Here is a 20,005-nt window from a genome sequence, read left to right as displayed (position 1 = left end):
TAAGAAAACATAGTGGGGGGTCAGGCGGCTTCAGCATGGGTGCCGGCGTCGACCAGCCGGTCCAGCGCAAGCACGAGAATCAGTCGGGAATCGATCGTCGCCAGTCCGTCGAGGAACCCCGCAGCGGGGGATTCGCCGACATCGGGCAGCGGCTGCATATCTTCGGCGGAAACCGTGACGATGTCGTTAACGGCGTCGACGATCAGGCCCTGGAGCTGATCGCCGATCCGCACGACGATGATCACATGGCGCACCGTCGGATCGGTCAGGCCCCAGCCCAGCCGATGCCGCAGGTCGAGCACCGGGAGCACCACGCCACGCAGGTTGACCACCCCGCGCACATGCGCGGGCACGTTCGGCAGCGGGGTCGCCGGCGACCAGGCGCGGATCTCGCGGATCGCCATGATGTCGACGCCCAGAAACTGGTCGCCGAGCTCGAAGGTGATGAGCTGTCGTGACATGGAGCGCTCCTGTCGGATCAGTGCATGACGCGACGGATCGCCGCGGCCAGCTTGTCCGGGTCGAACGGCTTGACGATCCAGCCGGTCGCGCCGGCATTGCGCGCCTTCTGCTTCTTCGCGTCCGAGCTTTCGGTGGTGAGCACCAGGATCGGCAAGGTGGTCAGGTCGCCCCGGCCGCGCAGCGCCTCGATCAGGCCGAACCCGTCGAGGCGCGGCATGTTGATGTCGGTGATCAGCAGATCGGGGCTATATTCGTCGATCTTCTCGAGCGCGTGGCGGCCGTCCTCGGCCTCCTTCACGACATAGCCGAGATCGGTAAGGGCGCCACGAAGCAGCATGCGCATGCTTGGTGAATCGTCCACGGTCATGATCGTCTTGCTCACGGAACCTCCTGAACTGGTTGTGAAAAGGGTCATCAAAAGAACTCCACGTCGCCGGTCGATTCCGGCACTGGTTTGGGCATCGGCCGGGGCGCGATACGGGGCGCCGCGGTCGGAACATGGGTGTCGGTCACCACCCGCGCACGGGCGAGGCCCAGCGCGGCGCGGAAGTCGACGCGGCGGGCGCCCCGCCCCCCGACATCCTCGCCGACCAGCGCGATCCGCTCGTCCTTGAGGAAGCGCCGGGCGAAGGCGGCATTGTCGCCGCCGATGTCGCGGAAGCCGTCGCGCATCGATGCGCCGCCATAGATGCGCGCCTTCAGCTGGTGGCGGCTCGCCCCCAGTTCGAGCATCGCGTTGATCAGCACTTCCATCGCATAGAGCCCGTAACGGTGCATCGACTTGGGATCGGTGTCGGTGCCCGGCTCGGCGAGCAGGAAATGGTTGAGTCCGCCGACCTTGACGATCGGATCGTAGAGACACGCCGCGATGCAGCTGCCGAGGATCGTCGTCAGCACCAGCGACGGATCGTCGGTGACGCGGGTCTCGCCCTGCAGGATGGAAACGCGGCGGGTGCCGTCGGCGGAAGGATTGCTGTGCATCATGCCTGGCACTCCTTGAGTAGTCGGGCGGCGATGCGCCCGAGCGGCAGTTGAACTTCGACCGCGCCGACCGAATGGGCGACCGCGGGCATGCCGTAGACCACCGAGCTTTCGCGATCCTGGCCGACGGTGAACGATCCGGCGTCGCGCATCGCCTTGAGGCCATGCGCGCCGTCCTGGCCCATGCCGGTCAGGATCGCGCCGACCGCGCGGCCGCCGGCGACCTTGGCGACCGAGCTGAACAGCCGGTCGACCGACGGGCGGTGGCCCGACACCTTGTCGCCCGGCACCAGCCGGCAGCGCAGTTCGCCATGGCCGACCAGCTCGAGATGATTCTCGCCGCCCGGCGCCAGATAGACATTGCCATGCTGCAGCGGCGCGCCGCTGCGCGCTTCCTGCACCTTGGGCGCCGACATCCGGTCGAGCCGCGCCGCGAAGGTCGCGGTGAAGCCCGGTGGCATATGCTGGACGATCACCGTCGGCGGGCAATTGGCCGGGAAACCCGACAGCAGCTCGATCAGCGCCTCGACCCCGCCGGTCGACGCCCCGACCGCGATCAGCGTGTCGGGCCGGGCGCGATAGGCGCTAGCCGCCGGCGCCGCGGTGCGCGCACCACGGGCCCCGGCCCGGCGGCTGCCCGCGGCGGCCTTGACGATGTCGGCCAGGGTCGGTTCGCCATGCTCGCTGGTCTCGGGGAAGCGCCCCTTGGGCTTGGCATAGCAATCGAATGCGCCGAGTTCGAACGCGTCCATCGTCGCCGCCGCACCCTTTTCGGTGAGCGACGAAACCATCACCACCGGCATCGGCCGCAGCTGCATGATCTTGGCGAGGAACGACAGGCCGTCCATCCCCGGCATTTCGACATCGAGCGTCAGCACGTCGGGGTTGAGCGCCTTGATCATCTCGCGGGCGCGGTACGGATCCTCGGCGGTGCCGACGACCTCGATCGCGGGATCGCGCGACAGGGCATGCGACACCAGGGCGCGCATCGTGGGTGAATCATCGACGACAAGGGCACGAATGGTCATCACGACACCTTCTGGAAAATGGTCCGGCCGACGCAGGTCAGCATGTGCGACAGCGAAGGCGCGACACGTTCGGAATGGCCAATGTAGAGGAAACCGCCGGGGACGAGCCGTTCGGCGAGCCGCCGCACGAGCCGTTCCTTGGTCTCTTCGTCGAAATAGATCATCACGTTGCGGCAGAAGATCGCGTCGAACTGCGTCTTGATCGGCCACTCGGTGAGCAGGTTGAGCTTCTTGAACGACACCATGTCGCGGCAGGCCGGATCGATCTCGATCTGGTCGCCGCTCTTGCGCAGCCAGGCGTTGCGCAGCGACCCGGGAATGTCGCCCGCCTGGTCGCCCGGATAACGGCCGGTGCGCGCCGCCGCCAGGATCGTGTCCGACAGGTCGGTCGCCAGGATCTTGACGTTGCTGCGCGCGATCTTGACCCCTGCCGCCTTGTCGGCGCCCAGCAGGGTCATCGCCAACGTATAGGGCTCCTCCCCGCTTGAACAGGCCGCCGACCAGAAACGCACCGCCCCGCCGCCGTTCAGCTTGCGCTGGAGCACCGGCCACAGCGTGTCGCGGACATGGTCGAAATGATGGTCCTCGCGGAAGAATTTGGTGTGGTTGGTGGTGAGCGCATCGATCGCCCGCCCCCGCTCGCCCATGTCGCTGTCGAGCAGTTCGACATATTGGGCGAAGCTTTCCAGACCGCAGGCGCGGACCCGCTTGGCCAGCCGTCCATAGACGAGCTGCGACTTGCCCGCGGGCAGCAGGATTCCCGCCTCGGCATAGGCCAGCTTGGAGATCGCCTCATGGTCGCGCGGTTCGAAGGCGAACTCCTGCGCGCGCGCCGCGGTGGCGCGAAGGGCCGAGCCGGTCATGCCGCGACGTCCAGGATCGGCCCGCCGGCACGGCCTTCACGCCGCCAGCGGTTGATCAGCCCGTCGACGTCGAGGATCAGCGCGACCCGGCCATCGCCGAGGATGGTCGCACCGGCCAGGCCGTGGATCGCCTGATAATTGGTCTCGAGGCTCTTCACGACGACCTGGCGCTGGTCCTGGATGCCGTCGACCATCAGCGCCGCCTGGCCCTTGTCGGATTCGACGACGATCAGCACCGCATTGGCCGGGTCGACCTGCGATTCCGGGATGCCCAGATGCTCGCCGACCTGGTGGACCGGCACATAGGCGCCGCGCACGTCGAGCACGGTCGCCCCCGGCCCCATGCCGCGGACCTGGGCTTCCTTGGGCCGCAGGCTCTCGACGATATGGCTGAGCGGGATGACGAACGTCTGCGCGCCGACGGTGACGATCATGCCGTCGAGCACCGCCAGCGTCAGCGGCAGGCTGAGGCTGAAGCTCGATCCCTTGCCCAGCGTCGAGGCGATGCCGATGCGGCCGCCCAGCGCCTGGACGTTTTTGCGCACCACGTCCATGCCGACGCCGCGGCCCGAGATGTTCGAGACCACCGCCGCGGTCGAGAAGCCCGGCGCGAAGATCAGATTGTCGATCTCCTCGTCGCTCAGCACCGCGTCGGCGGCGATGATGCCCTTTTCAACCGCCTTGGCGCGGACCCGGGTGCGGTCGATGCCGCGGCCGTCGTCGGCGATGGTGATCACGATCCGGCCCGACTGGTGGGCGGCGGACAGTTTGACCACGCCCTCTTCCTGCTTGCCGGCGGCGATGCGGTCGGCGGGGGATTCGATGCCATGGTCGACCGCGTTGCGGATCAGATGGGTCAGCGGCTCGCCGATACGTTCGACCACGGTCTTGTCGACCTCGGTCATCTCGCCCTCGACCTCGAGCCGGACCTTCTTGCCGGTGCCGGCCTCGAGCTCGCGGATGATCCGCGGCACCCGGCTGAACACCGTCTTCATCGGCTGCGCGCGGATCGCCATCGTGCTGTCCTGCAGCTCGCGGGTCAGATGATCGAGATCGGTCAGCTCGGACATGCCGTTCAGGCCGTTCTCCGACAGGCGCTGCGCGAGCATCGCCTGGGTGATCACCAGCTCGCCGACCAGGTTGACGAGGCGATCGAGCTTGTCGAGGTCGACGCGGATCGTCTGCGCGGCGGCGGGCGCGGGCGCCGCGGCCGGGGCGCGCGGCGGCTCGGCCGGGGCTGCGGCGGCGACCGGCTTGATCGGGGTGACCGGCGCCGGCGCGGCGGCGACCGGCGCGGCCGCCACGGATGCGGCGGCAACCGGGATCGGCGCGGCCGGAGCAGCGGCGACGGGCGCCGCGACCGCGGGTGCGCCGGACGGCAGCGTCACCGGCGCGGGCCGGATGTCGGCGGGTTCGTCGGCGCTGGTGGCGCGGTGGAGGTCGAGTTCGGCGACATCGCCGAATTCGAACACGTCGCGGATATCGGTCTCGCCGACCGTCGCCGGCAGGCTGAGCGTCCAGCCGACATAGGGCCGGCCGACGACCAGATCGTGGAGACCCGGGATCGCACCGGCATCGACCGCGACGACATGGCCGCCGAGCGTCGTCAGCTCGCGCAGGATCAGCAGCGGCTCGCCGCCATTGTCGAGGCCGCCATTGCCGGGGCGGAAGCGCACGACCCACGCCGCGGGCTCGGCCTCGGGGGCGGGCTCTTCCGATGACGGCAGGTCGTCGAAGCTGAAATCGTCGAAATCGTCCTTGGCCGCGACCGGGGCGGCCGAGGCCGCCTTGGGCGCATCGTCGAACATGCCGAGCAGATCGTCGACATCGGTGTCGATCACCGCGGCCGCCGGGGCCGGTTCGGCCGCTACGGCGACCGGTGCGGGCGCCGCCACGGGGGCCGCCACCGCCACGGGTTCGGGGGCCGCATGACCACCACCGCCCAGCGCGCCCTCGAGCCGGGCGAGCACCGCCGCGTCGTCGGGGAAGCTGCCTTCGCCGCGCGCCGCCGCGACATGGTCGGCGAGCATGTCGAACGCGCTCATGATCGTCGAGATCAGGTCGGGCGTCAGCTTGAGTTCGCCGTCGCGCACCTTGTCGAGCACGGTTTCGTAATGATGGGTGAAGGTCTGCAGCAGCTCATGGCCGAACGCGCCCGCGCCGCCCTTGATCGAGTGGACCGCCCGGAAGATCGTGTTGATCGTCTCGTCGTCGCCGCCGTCGCGCAAGGCCGCGAAATGCGACTCCATCATCGCCAGGCCTTCGTCGCACTCCTGGAAGAAGATCGCCTGAATTTCATCGAGATCCATGATGCGTCCTCCTTCAGGCGACGGGTTCGAGCAGGGTGTCGAAGCGGCCGAGCGCGACCATGCGGCGCAGCGGCTCGCTCGGCGCCTCGAGCGCGAAGCTCAGGCCGGCCGCCGATGCGGTCGCCCGGGCGCTGGCCAGCACCTGCAGGCAGGCGAGACCGGCACGCTCGACGGCGGCGCCGTCGATGCGCAGCGGGGTGCGCTGGTCGATCCGGGCGAGGAGCGCTGCATGCAGCGGCTCCGCGGCGGCGGTGTCGAGCACCGGGGGAAGCGAGTGAGACGTCATGTCTTTATCCTTGTCGCAAGGTCGATCGGTCAGAATTCCGACCAGTCGTCGTCACTGGGCGCCATCGCGACCGCGGCGCCGCCACGGGACGCGCGAGCGCTCCGGGCGAGGTCGCGGCCGGCCCGGGCCGCCCTCTCCTGTAATTCGTGAACCGGGGTGGCCGCGCGGCTCGGTGCCGAACGCACCGGAGCCGAACGGGCCGGGGCGGAGCGGCTGTTCGCCGCCAGTGCCGGACCGCCGAGCTTGAAGCGCGCGACTTCCTGCGCCAGCGCGTCGGATTCGACCGCCAGGCTGCGCGCCGCGGCGGTGGCCTGCTCGACCATCGCGGCATTCTGCTGGGTGACATTGTCCATCTCGGACACCGCGGTGTTGACCTGCTGCAGGCCGGTCGCCTGCTGCTCGGCCGAAGCGGCGATTTCCGACACCAACGTGCTGATCTCGGCGATGCGGCCGATGATCCGCTGCAGCGACTTGCCGGTCTCGCTGACCAGCGCGACCCCGGCATGGACCTGCTCGCCGCTCGCCATGATCCGCGCCTTGACGTCCTTGGCGGCGTCGGCCGAACGCTGGGCCAGCGCGCGCACTTCGGAGGCGACCACCGCGAAGCCCTTGCCCGCATCGCCGGCGCGCGCCGCTTCGACGCCCGCGTTGAGCGCGAGCAGGTTGGTCTGGAAAGCGATGCCGTCGATCACCGCGATGATCTCGCTGATCTCGGCCGAGGTCCGCTCGATCCCGCCCATCGCATCGACCGCGCGGCGGACGATCTCGCCCGATTCCTCGGCCTCGGTGCGGGTCACCCCGACGATCGAGTTGGCGCGGTTGGCGCCGTCGGCCGTCTGGCGGACGGTCGAGGTGATCTCGTCCATCGCCGCGGCGGTCTCCTCCAGGCTCGCGGCCTGCTGCTCGGTGCGGTGCGACAGGTCGTCCGAGGCCTGGCGGATGTCGCCGGCGCCCGAATTGATCCCGCTGGTCGCCTGGGCGACGTTCGACATCGCCGATCCGAGCTCGTTCATCGCATTGTTGAAATCGGTCTTCAGCTTGGCGAACGGCCCGGTCAGGTTGGCGTCGACGCGGGCGGTGAGATCGCCCTGCGACAGCGCGGCGAGGCCGGTGCCGATGCTGTCGACGATCAGCACCGTCTGTTCGGTCTTCGACCGTTCGGCGGCGTTGAGCTGGTCGCGCAGCCCGGTCATCGCGCCGACCAGGTCGCCAATCTCGTCGCGGCGATCGTCGGCCGCCACGACGACGTCCATCCTGCCGGTCGACAGCGCGCTCAGCGCGCCGGTGACGGTCGCGATCGGGCTGGCGATCGATCGCACCAGCATCGTCAGCAGCCCGACCAGCAGGCCGGCGACCGCCAGCGTCAGCAGGATCACGAGCAGCCGCGCCGAGGCATAGGTGTCGAGCGCCTCGGTCATCTTGGTCTTGGCGTTCTTGCTCTGCGCCTTGGCGAGTTCGACGGCATCGCCATTGGCGCGGTCGAACACGCCCTTTTCGGCGCTGAAGCTGGCGAGCGCTGGGGCGTCGAGGCCCTGTTCGGACAGCGCCTTGGTCTTGGCCGAGCGTGCGACCATCGTTGCCCAGTCGGCCTGGAAGGTCTCCAGCGCAGCGCGCGAGCCCTTCGACTTCAGCCCCTTGTCGAGCATGTCGACATTGTCATTGATGATGCCGAGCTGCCGGTCCATCTCGGTCGCGGCGGCCTGCATGTCCTGCGGCGTGCTCGACAGGATGTGGACCGCCTGGAACACGCGGAAATCCGAAGTCCCGGCCTTGATCGCATCGATCGCCGACAATTTGTCGCGCTGGTCGGTGCCCATATATTCGACCCGCTCGGCGAGCACGCCCAGCTTCTGGATCGAAAAGGCCCCCAGGCCGAGCAGAGCGGCGATCGCGACCCCAAACGCGATCGACAGCTTCACCCTGATCTTCAGATTTTTCATCAACCACACTCCACGCAAATGCTCGGGTCGGCGGCGCCCCACGCACCGCCGGCGGGATCAGAATTCGGACCAGTCGTCGTCGGCAGGCGCCACCGCCACCGCGGCGCCACCCCGCGACGAGCGGGCGCTGCGGGCCAGCTCGCGGCCGGCCTGCGCAGCGCGCTCCTGCATTTCATGCACCGCGGTCGGCGCGCGCGCGGGCGCGGCATAGGACGGCGCCGGCGACGGGCGGCTCTGCGCCGCCGCGCGGCCATTGCCGACCAGCTTGAAGCGGGCGACCTCGTTGGCGAGCGCATCGGCTTCGACCGCGAGGCTGCGCGCGGCCGCCGTCGCCTGCTCGACCATCGCGGCGTTCTGCTGGGTCACCCCATCCATCTCGGACACCGCGGTGTTGACCTGCTGGAGGCCGGTCGCCTGCTGTTCGGCCGACGAGGCGATGTCGGAGACGAGCGTGCTGATCTCGGCGATGCGGCCGATGATCCGCTGCAACGACTTGCCGGTCTCGCTGACCAGCGCCACCCCGGCGTCGACCTGCTGGCCACTCGCGGTCACCCGCGCCTTGACGTCCTTGGCGGCGTCGGCCGAGCGCTGCGCCAGCGCGCGCACTTCGGAGGCGACCACCGCGAAGCCCTTGCCGGCGTCGCCGGCGCGTGCCGCTTCGACGCCCGCGTTGAGCGCGAGCAGGTTGGTCTGGAAGGCGATGCCGTCGATCACGCTGATGATCTCGGAGATTTCCGACGAGGTCCGCTCGATCCCGCCCATCGCCTCGACCGCGCGGCGGACGACTTCGCCCGATTCCTCGGCTTCGGTACGGGTGATGCCGACGATGCTGTTGGCGCGATTGGCGCCCTCGGCGGTCTGGCGGACGGTCGAGGTGATCTCGTCCATCGCGGCGGCAGTCTCTTCGAGGCTGGCCGCCTGCTGTTCGGTGCGGCGCGACAGATCGTCGGAGGCCTGGCGGATGTCGCCGGCGCCGTTGGTGATGCCGGTGGCGGTGGTCGACACCGACGTCATCGCCTGCGACACCGCGTCCATCGCCTTGTTGAAATCGGTCTTGAGCTTGGCGAACGGCCCGGTCAGGTTGGCGTCGACCCGCGCGGTCAGGTCGCCCTGCGCCAGCGCGTCGAGCCCGTTGCCGATGCTGTCGACGATCAGCATCGCCTGCTCCTGCTTGGCGCGCTCGGCCCCGGCGAGTTGATCGCGCAGCCCCTTCATCGCGATGGCGAGGTCGCCGATCTCGTCGCGACGGTCGGACACCGGCACCTCGACATCGACCCGGCCACCGGCGAGGTCGGTCAGGCCCTTGGTCATCAGGCCGAGCGGGCGGGCGATGCCGCGCACCAGCACCACCAGCATCGCCAGGATGAGCCCACCGACCAGCAGCGTGACGATGATCGTCAGGTTGCGGCCCGATTCGTAGATGCCCTGGGCCTCGGCGGCGACGCCGTTCATCACCTCGGACTGCGCCTTGAGCATGCCATCGGCATCCCCGCTCGCCTTTTCGAATTGCTGATCGTTTGCACGAAAACGCGCAAGCGCGGCCTCGTTCTGCTGGGCGCGCGACAGCGTCTTCATCGCCTCCGAGCGCTCCTGATAATCGCGCCAGTCGTCCTTGAAGGTGTTGAGCGCCGCACGCGTGTCGGGCTTGCTGGTGCGCGGATCGAGATAGGCGAGCTTGTCGGCGATGAGCGCGGTCTGCGTCTTCAGCGCCTCTTCGGCCCTCTCCATATGCGCCGGCTCGGTCGACAGGACATGGTTCGCTTCGGCGATCCGGTAATCGGACATCGCGGTGTTGATCGCGGCAACGGCCTCGAGCTTCAGCCGCCGGTCGATCGCCAGTTCCTGCGCCGAGGCGCTGAGCTTGCTCTGATTGTAGAGCGCGAGCCCGCCGACCGCGAGGAGTGCCGCGAACAGCAGTGCGAAGCATGCCGAAAGTTTGCCGCTGATCCGGAGATTGTCCATTGCGTAACCGATTCGCCCAAAATTGATCTTCATTCTTCGACTTAGGGCGAAATGCTTAACGAGTTGTTTGCGGCGATTTTAAACCATGACGGTGAGGCCATGGGCCGGCGGGAACTGGCGGAAATGCGCGAATTTTGGCGGGGTGCGTTAAGGACGTTGCGGCGGCGCGGTGGCCCTTGAAGATGCGTCGCATCCAAACATGCGCGGCGCATGAACGCACAGCGCATACCCCACCCTCGTCATCCTGAACTTGTTTCAGGATCCACCGTGCGGCGGGGGAACGTTCCCATGTGGAAGAGTGGATGCTGAAACAAGTTCAGCATGACGGATTTGGTTATCGAACTTAGCCCAGCAGCAACCGATCCGGTTAGCCCGCCCCTACCGCTCGTAGCGCAGCCGCAGGCTCACCACCTTGGCGCTTCGCCGCCCGCGCTCGCCGGCCGGATCGAAGATCAACTGGAAATCGGGCTGCACCGTGAAGCCCGGCAGCAGCTGGTCGGCATAGGTCAGTTCGATCGCGCTCTCGGCATGTTTGGGCGCAATGCCCGCGTCGCGCAGATTGGCACGGTAGCGGTTCGACAGATAGGCCTGGTTGGCGCCGAACGAGAGCTGCGCGTCGGGGCGGCCGGGCACGAAGCGCGCAACCTGAACGCCCGCCTGCCAGCCGCCACGGAACGCGGTGGTCTTGCCGTCGGAGACACCGACCCGGACGAAACCGTCGAGCTTCGGCCCCGCCCCGCGCCTGAGCGGCGCCTGGACGATCGCATAGGCGCCGTGCGCGCCGCGGCGGCGCGGGGTCAGGTCGGGGGCCAGATCGCGCAGATCGTCCTGGCGCTTGGTATAGCTCCACACGCCGGCGGCGACCTTGGTGCGCTTCTCGAACCCGGCCTCGCCGATCACCAGCGCGCCATGGTCGAAGCTGAAATCGACCCCATGCGCGTCGCCGATCGTGCTGGCATTGGCGTTGAGCACCGCCGCGCGCGCATAGACATTGCCCGACAGCTTCGTGTCGAAGCGGATCGCGAGCGCGCTCGACGGGAAGATCGACGGGCCGTTGGTGCCGGTCGCGGCGATCTCCGATCCGACCCCGAACGCCGGCGCGATCAGCAGCCCGGCGGCCTCGTTCGAATAGAATTCGCTGTTGAGGTCGTAGAGCCCGACCCGCAGGCTCGACCGGCTGCCGATCGCCTGTTCGACCCACGCCTCGAACACCCGCAGCCGCTGGCTCGCGACCTCGATATTGTCGACGCCCTGGAGGGTGCCCGCGCCGTCGTTCGGCATGCCGCCGAGATTGTTGAGCAGATGGACATGGCCGGTGCCGCCCGACCAGCCGAGCAGCCGCGCGAAATCGAGATCGGCGGTGACGTCGAGATTGTCGAGATAATAGCTCTTGTCGCGGGCGTCGCTCGGCATCGCCCGCACCAGATCGGCGACATAGCCAATATGCAGGTCGACCGGGGGCGGCGTCGCCGCCTCCTCGGCCCGGGCCGGGGCGGTCGCCATTGCAGCCGCCGAAAATGCAATCGTTGCAAAAGCTTGTTTACGCATGACACTACACCACTCGATTATTTCCTCCAGACTATCGCCAAAAGACTAATATTTTGCGGTTCGCGGAAATCCGCCAATTCCATCGATTCGCCCGATTCATCCTTATTTTACGGGCTACCATTACTGTCGTGGATCGAACGGAGAGCGACCCATGACTTCATCCCTGAATCGCATGACGATGGCGGCAATCGGACTGATCCTGCTGCTGATGCTCGGCGCCGGCGGGGTGAGCATCTGGGTCAGCCGCGAACAGGCGGCATCCCTCGTGCGGATCAGCGAGGCGTCGCAGCTGCTGCGCAACCATATGACCGCCGACATGATGCACGACGCGATCCGCGCCGACGGCCTGGCGCTGCTCCAGGCCGCCGCCGACGGCGGTGCCGGCCTCGCCGAGGCCGGCAAGGCGCTCGACGAACATGCCAAGACGCTGCGCGACGATATCGCGATCGACAAGACCACCCCGGCCTCGGCGACGGTGCGCGATGCCGCCGGCGCGATCGACGCCGAGGTCAACGACTATATCGACATGGCCGGGCAGATCCGCAGCGCGGCGCAGACCGATCCGGCGAAGGCGCGTGCGCTGCTGCCGCGCTTCATCGAGCGCTTCGAGGCGCTCGAGGGCAAGATGAGCGGCGTGTCCGACGCGATCGAGGCGCATGTCGAGATGGTGCGCGCGGCGTCGGTGCGCGCCTCCGACACCGCCGAGATCGCGATCATGACCGCGATGGGGCTGTCGCTGCTGATGGTCGCGCTGCTCGGCCTGTTGTGCCGCCGCCATGTCGTCGCGCCGCTGACGACGCTGGTCGCGGCGATCCGGCGGATGACCACGGGCGACTTCGACGTCCAGGTGCCGGCGACCGGCCGCCGCGACGAACTCGGCCAGCTCGCCTCGGCGACCCTCCAGTTCCGCGACCAGCTCGCCGCGGCGGGCCGCGCGACCAGCGAGCAGGCCGACATGCTGGTGTCGAGCGTCGGCGAGGCGCTGTCGCGGCTGGCGCAGGGCGACCTGGTGTCGCGGATCGACGCCGATCTGACCGGGCCGTTCGCGCGGCTCAAGACCGATTTCAACGGCGCGCTCGACGCGCTCCAGCTCACCATCACCGAGGTCACCGCCGCCGCGCGCGAGATCACCAACGGCGCCGGCGACATCAGCCAGGCCTCCGACGACCTGTCGCGCCGCACCGAGCAGCAGGCGGCTTCGCTCGAGGAGACCGCCGCCGCGCTCGACGAGATCAGCGGCACCGTGCGCCGCACCGCCGAGGATGCGCTGCGTGCCCGCGCCACCGTCGCCAAGGCGCGCAGCGAGGCCGAGCATTCGGGCGAGATCGTCGCCCGCGCGGTCGAAGCGATGGGCGGGATCGAACGGTCTTCGAACGAGATCTCGGAGATCATCGCGGTGATCGACGGCATCGCCTTCCAGACCAATCTGCTCGCGCTCAACGCCGGGGTCGAGGCGGCCCGCGCCGGGGATGCCGGCCGCGGCTTTGCTGTGGTCGCCTCGGAGGTGCGTGCGCTCGCCCAGCGCTCGGCCGACGCCGCCAAGGACGTCAAGGCGCGGGTGACCGCGAGCGGCCAGCAGGTCGGCGCCGGGGTCAGCCTGGTCGGCGAGACCGGCGACGCGCTGCGCCGGATCGTCACCCAGATCGTCGAGGCCAACCAGATCGTCGAGGCGATCGCCTCGGCCGCCGAGCAGCAGGCCTCGGGCCTCCAGCAGGTCAACGCCGCGGTCGGCGAGATGGACGGGGTCACCCAGCAGAATGCGGCGATGGTCGAGGAAGCCACCGCATCCGCGCGCGGCCTCGCCAGCGAGGCCGACGGATTGAACCGCCAGGTCGCCCGCTTCCGCATCAGCTCCGTGCAAGATCCTGATATCGCGCCACAATATCGCACCGCACCCGCTCACCGCCTCGCGGCCTGATTTTCCCGAAAATATGCCGAATTTCGCACCTGCCCCGATATCGCAGGCGCGACATGGACAAAGCCCGGCCGCCCGCTTATGCGCGCTGCAGATCGCGCCGGTGCCCCGCAAGGGGCTTCAATGGGAATGCGGTGCGGGGATTTCCCCAAATCCGCGGCTGTCCCTGCAACTGTAAGCGGCGAGTGCGATGCGCATCGCTCCCCTGACACGGGAGCAGCCACTGGCAGGTTGCTGGGAAGGCCGCGCATCATGCTTTGACCCGCGAGCCAGGAGACCTGCCGGCGCACCGGTCGCTCTTGCCTTGGTCCAGGGGATGGTCATGGCACGGTCCCTCTCCGTCTGAGCGACGAACCTGTGCGGCTGGGGCCGCATCGGTGCGCGCCGACGGGTCTCCACGCCCGCCCGTCGTCGTGCCCGACCGGCCTTCGCGCCGGCACGCCCCGCCGTCTTCGCCCGGGCGTCGATGGAGTTGCCGTGCCCCCTTCCCCGCGTCCTGCCGTCCGCGGCTGGTGCCCGACCGCCTGGCGGCCGATGCGCGCGGGCGACGGGCTGCTGGTGCGGGTGCGGCCGCGCCTCGCGCGGATCGACGCCGCCCAGCTGGCCGGGCTGTGCGACGCCGCGATCCGGTTCGGCAGCGGCCTGATCGACGCCACCAGCCGCGCCAACCTCCAGATCCGCGGCGTCGCCGAAGCCGGCTGGCCGGCGCTGGTCGAACGGCTGGTCGAACTCGGCCTGGTCGATCCCGACCCGGTTCGCGAGGCGCGCCGGGCGATCATGGTCGCCCCCGACTGGCAGCCCGGCGACGACAGCGCGGGCATCGCCGAGGCGCTCGCCGCGCGGCTCGACGAACTGCCCGACCTCCCCGCCAAGATCGGCTTCGCGATCGACGCCGGCCCCGCGCCGGTGCTGGCCCATGATCCCGCCGATTTCCGGATCGAGCGCGCAAGCGACGGCGGCCTGATCCTGCGCGCCGACGGCCGCGCGACCGGCCTGGCGGTCACCCGCGCCGACGCCGTCGATGCGCTGATCGCGCTCGCCCACTGGTTCGCCGCAAGCGGCACCGGGCGGATGGCGCGGCACCCCGCCCCTCTCGCCCCGTCGCTGACCGGATCGCAGTGCCCGGCGCCGCCACGCATCTGGGCCGGTCGCGGCATCAGCCTGCCGTTCGGCCGGATCGACGCGGCGAAGCCCGGCGTGACCGGCGCAATTCGGGTGACGCCCTGGCGGATCCTGATCGCCGAAGACGATGCCCCCCTGGTCGACCGCACCGATCCGTCGATGCGGGTCGACGCCTGCCCCGGCGCGCCGGCCTGCCCGCAGGCGACGGTCGAGACCCGGGCGCTCGCGACCCGGCTCGCGCCTTATGTCGCCGGGCGGCTGCATGTCTCTGGCTGCGCCAAGGGCTGCGCGCGATCCGCGCCCGCCGATGTCATGATCACCGGACGCGACGGCCGCTACGATCTCGCTTATGCCGCCCGCGCCGGCGATCCCGCCATTTTGTCCAGCCTGAGCGTCGGCGACATCGCCGCGCATTTCGGAGTGCCCGATGCCGCATGACTATCAGAAGGACGGCGCCGCGATCTACCGCCAGTCCTTCGCGACGATCCGCGCCGAAGCCGACCTCGCGCGCTTCGCCGGGGGCGAGGAGCGGGTCGCGGTGCGGATGATCCACGCCGCCGGTCTCGTCGAGCTCGCCGCGCACATCCGCTTCTCCCCCGACTTCGCGGCCGCCGCGAGCGACGCGCTGAAGGCGGGCGCGCCGATATTGTGCGACGCGCGGATGGTGAGCGAGGGCGTGACCCGCGCCCGGCTGCCCGCCGCCAATGCGGTGATCTGCACCCTTCACGATCCTGCTGTGCCCGAACTGGCGCGGACGATGGCGAACACCCGATCGGCCGCCGCGCTCGAACTGTGGCGGCCGCATCTCGCCGGCGCGCTGGTCGCGATCGGCAACGCCCCGACCGCTTTGTTCCATCTGCTCAACATGCTCGAGGACCCCGCCTGCCCCCGGCCGGCGGCGATCATCGGCTGCCCGGTCGGCTTCGTCGGCGCGCTCGAATCCAAGGCGGCTTTGTGGGCCGAGCAGCCGGTACCGTGCTGCATCGTCGAGGGCCGGATGGGCGGCAGCGCGATCAGCGTCGCGGCGATCAACGCGCTGGCGAGCCCGATCGAATGACGATCGGCACCGTCCATGGCGTCGGCCTGGGCCCGGGTGCGCAGGACCTGATGAGCGTGCGCGCCGACCGGCTGGTGCGCGGCGCGCGCCATGTCGCCTTCTTCCGCAAGGCCGGCAAGCCCGGCCAGGCGCGCAAGATCGTCGAGGGGATGCTGCGCGCCGATGTCGTCGAATATCCGATGGAATATCCGGTCACCACCGAGATTGCGCTGTCCGATCCGCGCTACAATGAGAGCCTGTCGGCCTTCTATGCCGACTGCACCCGCCACCTCGCCGCGCTGACCGCGGCCGGCGAGGATGTCGTGGTGCTGTGCGAGGGCGACCCCTTTTTCTATGGATCGTTCATGCACCTCTACACCCGTCTGGCGGGAGTCGCGCCGGTCAGGGTCGTGCCCGGGATCACCGGCATGTCGGGGGCGTGGACCGCGAGCGGGCTGCCGATCAGCTGGGGCGACGACGTGCTGACGGTGCTGATGGCGACCCTGCCCGAGGAGGATCTTGCCCGCCGCATCCGCGACACCGACGCGCTGGTGGTGATGAAGATCGGCCGCAACCTCGCCAAGCTGCGCCGCGCGGTCGCCGCCGCCGGCCGCGACGAATCCGCCTGGCTGGTCGAATACGCAGCGATGGCCGACCAGAAGGTGACCCGGCTGTGCGACGCCGAAGCGGTCACCCCCTATTTCTCGATCCTGCTGATCCATGGCCAGGGAAGAAGACCGTGAACGGCTGGGTCGCGGTCGCCGGCATGGGCCCCGGCGACGAGGCGCTGATCACCCCGCAGGTGAGCGCGGCGCTAGCCGAGGCGACCGACATCGTCGGCTATGGCCCCTATGTCGCGCGGGTGCGCCCACGCGCCGGCCTCACCCTGCACGCGACCGACAACCGGGTCGAACTCGAACGCGCCGCCCATGCGCTGGCGATGGCCGCCGAGGGCCGACGGGTGGTGGTGGTGTCGTCGGGCGACCCGGGGGTGTTCGCGATGGCGGCGGCTTTGTTCGAAGCGCTCGAGGCGGGGCCGGCCGATTGGCGCGACATCCGGATCGACATCCTCCCCGGGATCACCGCGATGCTCGCCGCGAGCGCGCGGGCGGGTGCGCCGCTGGGGCATGATTTCTGCGCGATCAACCTGTCGGACAATCTCAAGCCCTGGGCGCTGATCGAGCGCCGGCTGCGGCTGGCGGCCGAGGCCGATTTCGCGATGGCCTTCTACAATCCGCGGTCGAAGGCGCGCCCCGAAGGCTTCGCCCGCGCACTCGATATCCTGCGCGAGGCCTGTCCCGACGACCGGCTGGTGCTGTTCGCGCGGGCGGTGACCACCCCCGACGAGCAACTGCGGATCGTCAGGCTGAGCGAGGCGCGGCCCGACATGGCCGACATGCGGACGATGGTGATCGTCGGGTCGAGCCAGACCCGGCTGATCGAGCGGACCGGCGCGCCGATCCTCTACACACCGAGATCCGCATGACCGAGCCAGCGCAGCACTGTAGCGAGGTCATGCGCCTCGTCGCGCGGCAGCAGCGCCGGGCGGTCGATCATGATCAGATCCAGTCCGAGCGCGCGCGCGGCGATCAGCTTGGCCTCGGCGCCGCGGCCGCCGGCATTCTTGCAGACGACGAGATCGATCCGATGCTCGCGCATCAGCCGCGCGTCGCCCTCGGCATCGAACGGCCCGCGATCGACGACGATGTCGTGATGCGGCAGGATCGGCGCGACCGCTGGGACATCGACGAAGCGCAGCAGATAATGATGCTGGCCCTGCGCGGCGAAGGCATCGGCGTGCATCCGGCCGAGCGCGAGCATCACCCGGCGCGGTGGCCCGGCAAGCGCGGCGATCGCGCCGTCGAGATCGGCGACATGCCGCCAGCGATCGCCCGCGACCGGCGCCCAGGCCGGGCGGGTGAAGGCGAGATGCGCGACCCCCGCCGCCCCCGCGGCCGCCACCGCATGCGCGCTCATCGTCGCGGCGAAGGGATGGGTCGCGTCGACCAGATGGGTGACCGCATGCTCGCGCAGCCAGGCCTCCAGCCCCGCGGTGCCGCCGAAGCCGCCGACCCGCACCGGCAACGGCTGCGGCCGCGGTTTGTCGACGCGGCCGGCATAGCTCAACGTCGCGGTCGCGCCGCGATCGGCGAGCGCGCGGGCGAGCGCGCTCGCTTCGAGGGTGCCGCCGAGGATCAGGATGTTCGACATGGCTGACGCCCCCCTTGCGGCCTGGCTGACGATCGTCGGGATCGGCGAGGACGGCCCCGACGGGCTGTCGGCCGCGAGCCGCGACGCGCTGGCGCGGGCCGATCTGGTCGTCGGATCGTCCCGCCACCTGGCGTTGCTGCCCGCTCTTAGTTGCGAGACCCGGAGCTGGCCAGTGCCGTTCGAGGCCGGCATCGCCCTCTTGCTCGCCGAGCGCGGGCGGCGGGTGGTAATGCTCGCCTCGGGCGATCCCTTCTGGTTCGGCGCGGGATCGGTGATCGCGCGCCACCTCGATCCCATCGAATGGATCGCGCATCCCGCACCTTCGAGCTTCGCGCTCGCCGCCGCCCGGCTCGGCTGGCCGATCGACGACATCGCCTGCCTCGGCCTTCACGCCGCACCCTTCGCCCGGCTGCGCCCGCTGATCGCGCCCGGGCGGCGGGCGCTGGTGCTGGTGCGCGACGGTGCGGCGGCCGGCGCGCTCGCGGCCTATCTGTGCGAGCAAGGCTTCGGCGCGTCGAAGCTGCATATCCTCGAAGCGCTCGGTGGCCCGCGCGAACGCATCCGCCATGCCACCGCCGCGACGCTCGACTTCGAAGATATCACCCATCCGGTCGCGGTCGGGATCGGCTTTGCCGGCGACGGCGTCACCCTGCCCTCGGTTGCCGGCCGGCCCGACGACTGGTTCGACCATGACGGCCAGATCAGCAAGCGCCCAGTCCGCGCGCTGACCCTGTCGGCGCTGGCGCCGCGCGCTGGCGAGACTTTGTGGGACATCGGCACCGGATCGGGATCGATCGCGATCGAATGGCTGCTCGCCCACCCCGCCAACCAGGCGATCGGGTTCGAGGCCGATCCGGTCCGCGCCGCCCGCGCCCGCGCCAACGCCGCCCGGCTCGGGGTCGAGCGGCTGCGGGTGATCGAGGGCCGCGCGCCCGATGGCCTCGACGGCCATGCCGCGCCGCACGCGGTGTTCGTCGGCGGCGGCCTGTCGCAGGCTTTGCTCGAAACCCTCTGGTCGCGCCTGCCCACGGCCACGCGGCTGGTCGCCAATGCGGTGACGCTCGAATCCGAGGCGCTGCTCGCGCAGTGGCATCAGGCGAAGGGCGGGACGCTGCTGCGGATCGAACTCGCCGAGGCCGCTTCGATCGGGCCGCGGCGCGGCTGGAAGGCGAGCTATCCGATCGTCCAGTGGAGCGTCACCCTATGATCGTCGCCGGCTTCGGCTATCGCAGCGGCGCCGACACCGCCGCGCTGCGCGCCGCGCTGGCGCTCGCGGCCGGGGATCGGCCGGTCGATGCGCTGGCGGCGCCGCACGACAAGGCGGCTTTGCTCGAAAGCCTGGGCCTCGGCCTGCCCGTCATCGCGATCGACCCCGTCGCGCTTGTCGCCGCCGAGACGCTCACCCGCTCGCCCGCCAGCCTCGCCGCGCGCGGCACCGGCAGCGTCGCCGAGGCGTCGGCGCTCGCCGCCGCCGGCCCCGGCGCGCGGCTGCTCGGCGCCCGCCGGCTTTCCCCCGACCGCATGGCGAGCTGCGCCATCGCCCAAGGAGCTTCGTCATGACCGTCCATTTCATCGGCGCCGGCCCGGGCGCGCCCGACCTGCTGACCCTGCGTGGCCGCGACCTGATCGCGGCGAGCCCGGTATGCCTCTATGCCGGGTCGCTGGTGCCGGCGGCGATCCTCGACCATTGTCCGCCGGGTGCGCAGATCGTCAACACCGCGTCGATGGCGCTCGACGACATCATCGCTACGATCGAGGCCGCGCACGCCGCCGGCCACGATGTCGCCCGGCTCCATTCGGGCGACCTGTCGGTGTGGTCGGCGATGGGCGAGCAGTTGCGCCGGCTGCGCGCGCTCGACATCCCGTTCACGGTGACGCCCGGAGTCCCCGCCTTCGCCGCCGCCGCCGCCGCGCTCGAGGCCGAGCTGACGCTGCCGCGGGTCGCGCAGTCGCTGATCCTCACCCGCACCCCCGGCCGCGCCAGCGCGATGCCCGCCGACGAGAGCCTGACCAACTTCGCCGCGACCGGCGCGACGCTGGCGATCCATCTGTCGATCCACAATCTGGCGCAGGTGGTCGCCGACCTCACCCCCGCTTATGGCGGCGACTGCCCGGTCGCGGTGGTGTGGCGCGCGAGCTGGCCCGACGAGCGGGTGGTGCGCGCGACGCTGGCGACGGTCGAGGCCGCGGTCGCGGGCAGCATGGAGCGGACCGCGCTGATCCTGGTCGGGCAAGTGCTGGCCCCCGAGGATTTCGGCGAGAGCAGCCTCTACGCCGCCGGTTACGACCGCCGCTTCCGCCCGCAATCGGCGGACTCGCGCTTCGCCAACGGCGTGGACTGA

The 20,005-nt window shown here is 70.0% G+C and carries 19 protein-coding genes and 1 riboswitch; of the genes, 8 read left to right on the top strand and 11 right to left on the bottom strand.

The genetic code is table 11. The annotated features are described in order from the left end of the window. Positions 1–20: 20 nt before the first annotated feature. From AC1RM6_RS20615 to AC1RM6_RS20570, 10 genes are all read right to left on the bottom strand, one after another. Positions 21–461, bottom strand: a complete 441-nt coding sequence (locus AC1RM6_RS20615; protein ID WP_493104665.1) for a chemotaxis protein CheW — start codon at positions 459–461, stop codon at positions 21–23. Between the two features lie 17 nt (positions 462–478). Beyond that, positions 479–844 carry a response regulator gene (locus AC1RM6_RS20610; protein WP_493104663.1) on the bottom strand — a complete coding sequence of 122 codons (366 nt, stop codon included), beginning with the start codon at positions 842–844 and terminating at the stop codon, positions 479–481. A gap of 32 nt (positions 845–876) precedes the next feature. Next, on the bottom strand, positions 877–1,446 hold the full coding sequence (locus AC1RM6_RS20605; RefSeq protein ID WP_493104661.1) for a chemotaxis protein CheD: 570 nt from the start codon (positions 1,444–1,446) through the stop codon (positions 877–879). Next, on the bottom strand, positions 1,443–2,471 hold the full coding sequence (locus AC1RM6_RS20600) for a protein-glutamate methylesterase/protein-glutamine glutaminase (RefSeq protein ID WP_493104659.1): 1,029 nt from the start codon (positions 2,469–2,471) through the stop codon (positions 1,443–1,445). Before AC1RM6_RS20600 ends, AC1RM6_RS20605 begins: the two co-directional genes overlap by 4 nt. Then, positions 2,471–3,334 (bottom strand): CheR family methyltransferase, encoded by an 864-nt coding sequence (locus AC1RM6_RS20595; RefSeq protein WP_493104656.1) that lies wholly within the window; start codon positions 3,332–3,334, stop codon positions 2,471–2,473. The genes AC1RM6_RS20600 and AC1RM6_RS20595 overlap by 1 nt, the downstream gene beginning before the upstream one ends. Next, positions 3,331–5,643 (bottom strand): chemotaxis protein CheA, encoded by a 2,313-nt coding sequence (locus AC1RM6_RS20590; protein ID WP_493104655.1) that lies wholly within the window; start codon positions 5,641–5,643, stop codon positions 3,331–3,333. The genes AC1RM6_RS20595 and AC1RM6_RS20590 overlap by 4 nt, the downstream gene beginning before the upstream one ends. Before the next feature lie 13 nt (positions 5,644–5,656). After that, positions 5,657–5,929, bottom strand: coding sequence for an STAS domain-containing protein (locus tag AC1RM6_RS20585; RefSeq protein ID WP_493104653.1), 273 nt, complete (start codon positions 5,927–5,929; stop codon positions 5,657–5,659). A gap of 29 nt (positions 5,930–5,958) precedes the next feature. Then, on the bottom strand, positions 5,959–7,869 hold the full coding sequence (locus tag AC1RM6_RS20580; protein WP_493104651.1) for a methyl-accepting chemotaxis protein: 1,911 nt from the start codon (positions 7,867–7,869) through the stop codon (positions 5,959–5,961). Positions 7,870–7,926: 57 nt separating this feature from the next. After that, positions 7,927–9,864 (bottom strand): methyl-accepting chemotaxis protein, encoded by a 1,938-nt coding sequence (locus AC1RM6_RS20575; protein ID WP_493104649.1) that lies wholly within the window; start codon positions 9,862–9,864, stop codon positions 7,927–7,929. Between the two features lie 345 nt (positions 9,865–10,209). Next, positions 10,210–11,334, bottom strand: a complete 1,125-nt coding sequence (locus AC1RM6_RS20570; RefSeq protein ID WP_493104648.1) for a carbohydrate porin — start codon at positions 11,332–11,334, stop codon at positions 10,210–10,212. A gap of 196 nt (positions 11,335–11,530) precedes the next feature. Here AC1RM6_RS20570 and AC1RM6_RS20565 point away from each other — a divergent pair, with 196 nt between their 5' ends. The 5 genes from AC1RM6_RS20565 to cobJ all read left to right on the top strand — a co-directional run bounded on the left by AC1RM6_RS20565 (position 11,531) and on the right by cobJ (position 16,938). Next, complete coding sequence (locus tag AC1RM6_RS20565) at positions 11,531–13,297, top strand: methyl-accepting chemotaxis protein (protein ID WP_493104646.1); 1,767 nt, start codon at positions 11,531–11,533, stop codon at positions 13,295–13,297. 86 nt (positions 13,298–13,383) lie between these two features. Beyond that, a riboswitch (cobalamin riboswitch) is annotated at positions 13,384–13,594 on the top strand. A 177-nt stretch (positions 13,595–13,771) separates the two neighbouring features. Next, on the top strand, positions 13,772–14,854 hold the full coding sequence (locus AC1RM6_RS20560) for a ferredoxin-like domain-containing protein (RefSeq protein WP_493104644.1): 1,083 nt from the start codon (positions 13,772–13,774) through the stop codon (positions 14,852–14,854). Beyond that, positions 14,844–15,473: a precorrin-8X methylmutase gene (locus AC1RM6_RS20555; protein WP_493104642.1), complete on the top strand. Its 630-nt coding sequence runs from the start codon at positions 14,844–14,846 to the stop codon at positions 15,471–15,473. Before AC1RM6_RS20560 ends, AC1RM6_RS20555 begins: the two co-directional genes overlap by 11 nt. Beyond that, complete coding sequence (gene cobI, locus AC1RM6_RS20550) at positions 15,470–16,195, top strand: precorrin-2 C(20)-methyltransferase (protein ID WP_493104640.1); 726 nt, start codon at positions 15,470–15,472, stop codon at positions 16,193–16,195. The genes AC1RM6_RS20555 and cobI overlap by 4 nt, the downstream gene beginning before the upstream one ends. After that, the gene (gene cobJ / locus AC1RM6_RS20545; RefSeq protein ID WP_493104638.1) at positions 16,192–16,938 is read left to right on the top strand and encodes a precorrin-3B C(17)-methyltransferase; all 747 of its coding nucleotides are present in this window, start codon (positions 16,192–16,194) and stop codon (positions 16,936–16,938) included. Before cobI ends, cobJ begins: the two co-directional genes overlap by 4 nt. Here cobJ and AC1RM6_RS20540 read toward each other — a convergent pair. Beyond that, the gene (locus tag AC1RM6_RS20540; protein ID WP_493104636.1) at positions 16,917–17,663 is read right to left on the bottom strand and encodes a cobalt-precorrin-6A reductase; all 747 of its coding nucleotides are present in this window, start codon (positions 17,661–17,663) and stop codon (positions 16,917–16,919) included. The genes cobJ and AC1RM6_RS20540 overlap by 22 nt on opposite strands. On the opposite strand from AC1RM6_RS20540, the gene cbiE reads away from it, so the two are divergent. From cbiE to cobM, 3 genes are read left to right on the top strand one after another with little or no spacing between them, the layout of a single operon-like run. Further along, positions 17,662–18,870, top strand: a complete 1,209-nt coding sequence (cbiE, locus tag AC1RM6_RS20535; RefSeq protein ID WP_493104635.1) for a precorrin-6y C5,15-methyltransferase (decarboxylating) subunit CbiE — start codon at positions 17,662–17,664, stop codon at positions 18,868–18,870. The genes AC1RM6_RS20540 and cbiE overlap by 2 nt on opposite strands. After that, entirely contained in the window at positions 18,867–19,223 is a 357-nt protein-coding gene (locus tag AC1RM6_RS20530) for a cobalamin biosynthesis protein (protein WP_493104633.1), read from the top strand. The genes cbiE and AC1RM6_RS20530 overlap by 4 nt, the downstream gene beginning before the upstream one ends. Further along, positions 19,220–20,005, top strand: a complete 786-nt coding sequence (gene cobM / locus AC1RM6_RS20525) for a precorrin-4 C(11)-methyltransferase (protein ID WP_493104631.1) — start codon at positions 19,220–19,222, stop codon at positions 20,003–20,005. The genes AC1RM6_RS20530 and cobM overlap by 4 nt, the downstream gene beginning before the upstream one ends.

It is taken from the genome of Rhizorhabdus sp. GW822-FHT03C02 (assembly GCF_058801765.1).
This window is presented reverse-complemented; position numbering and strand designations above follow the sequence as displayed.

Bases quoted from the DNA above. Each gene is read 5' to 3' on its own strand.
- AC1RM6_RS20555 (WP_493104642.1), top strand. From the start codon at position 14,844: ATGCCGCATGACTATCAGAAGGACGGCGCCGCGATCTACCGCCAGTCC.
- AC1RM6_RS20600 (WP_493104659.1), bottom strand. From the start codon at position 2,471: ATGACCATTCGTGCCCTTGTCGTCGATGATTCACCCACGATGCGCGCC.
- AC1RM6_RS20605 (WP_493104661.1), bottom strand. From the start codon at position 1,446: ATGATGCACAGCAATCCTTCCGCCGACGGCACCCGCCGCGTTTCCATC.
- AC1RM6_RS20580 (WP_493104651.1), bottom strand. From the start codon at position 7,869: ATGAAAAATCTGAAGATCAGGGTGAAGCTGTCGATCGCGTTTGGGGTC.
- AC1RM6_RS20615 (WP_493104665.1), bottom strand. From the start codon at position 461: ATGTCACGACAGCTCATCACCTTCGAGCTCGGCGACCAGTTTCTGGGC.
- AC1RM6_RS20565 (WP_493104646.1), top strand. From the start codon at position 11,531: ATGACTTCATCCCTGAATCGCATGACGATGGCGGCAATCGGACTGATC.
- AC1RM6_RS20530 (WP_493104633.1), top strand. From the start codon at position 18,867: ATGATCGTCGCCGGCTTCGGCTATCGCAGCGGCGCCGACACCGCCGCG.
- AC1RM6_RS20570 (WP_493104648.1), bottom strand. From the start codon at position 11,334: ATGGCGACCGCCCCGGCCCGGGCCGAGGAGGCGGCGACGCCGCCCCCG.
- cobI (WP_493104640.1), top strand. From the start codon at position 15,470: ATGACGATCGGCACCGTCCATGGCGTCGGCCTGGGCCCGGGTGCGCAG.
- cbiE (WP_493104635.1), top strand. From the start codon at position 17,662: ATGGCTGACGCCCCCCTTGCGGCCTGGCTGACGATCGTCGGGATCGGC.
- AC1RM6_RS20575 (WP_493104649.1), bottom strand. From the start codon at position 9,864: ATGAAGATCAATTTTGGGCGAATCGGTTACGCAATGGACAATCTCCGG.
- AC1RM6_RS20590 (WP_493104655.1), bottom strand. From the start codon at position 5,643: ATGGATCTCGATGAAATTCAGGCGATCTTCTTCCAGGAGTGCGACGAA.
- AC1RM6_RS20595 (WP_493104656.1), bottom strand. From the start codon at position 3,334: ATGACCGGCTCGGCCCTTCGCGCCACCGCGGCGCGCGCGCAGGAGTTC.
- AC1RM6_RS20585 (WP_493104653.1), bottom strand. From the start codon at position 5,929: ATGACGTCTCACTCGCTTCCCCCGGTGCTCGACACCGCCGCCGCGGAG.
- AC1RM6_RS20540 (WP_493104636.1), bottom strand. From the start codon at position 17,663: ATGTCGAACATCCTGATCCTCGGCGGCACCCTCGAAGCGAGCGCGCTC.
- cobM (WP_493104631.1), top strand. From the start codon at position 19,220: ATGACCGTCCATTTCATCGGCGCCGGCCCGGGCGCGCCCGACCTGCTG.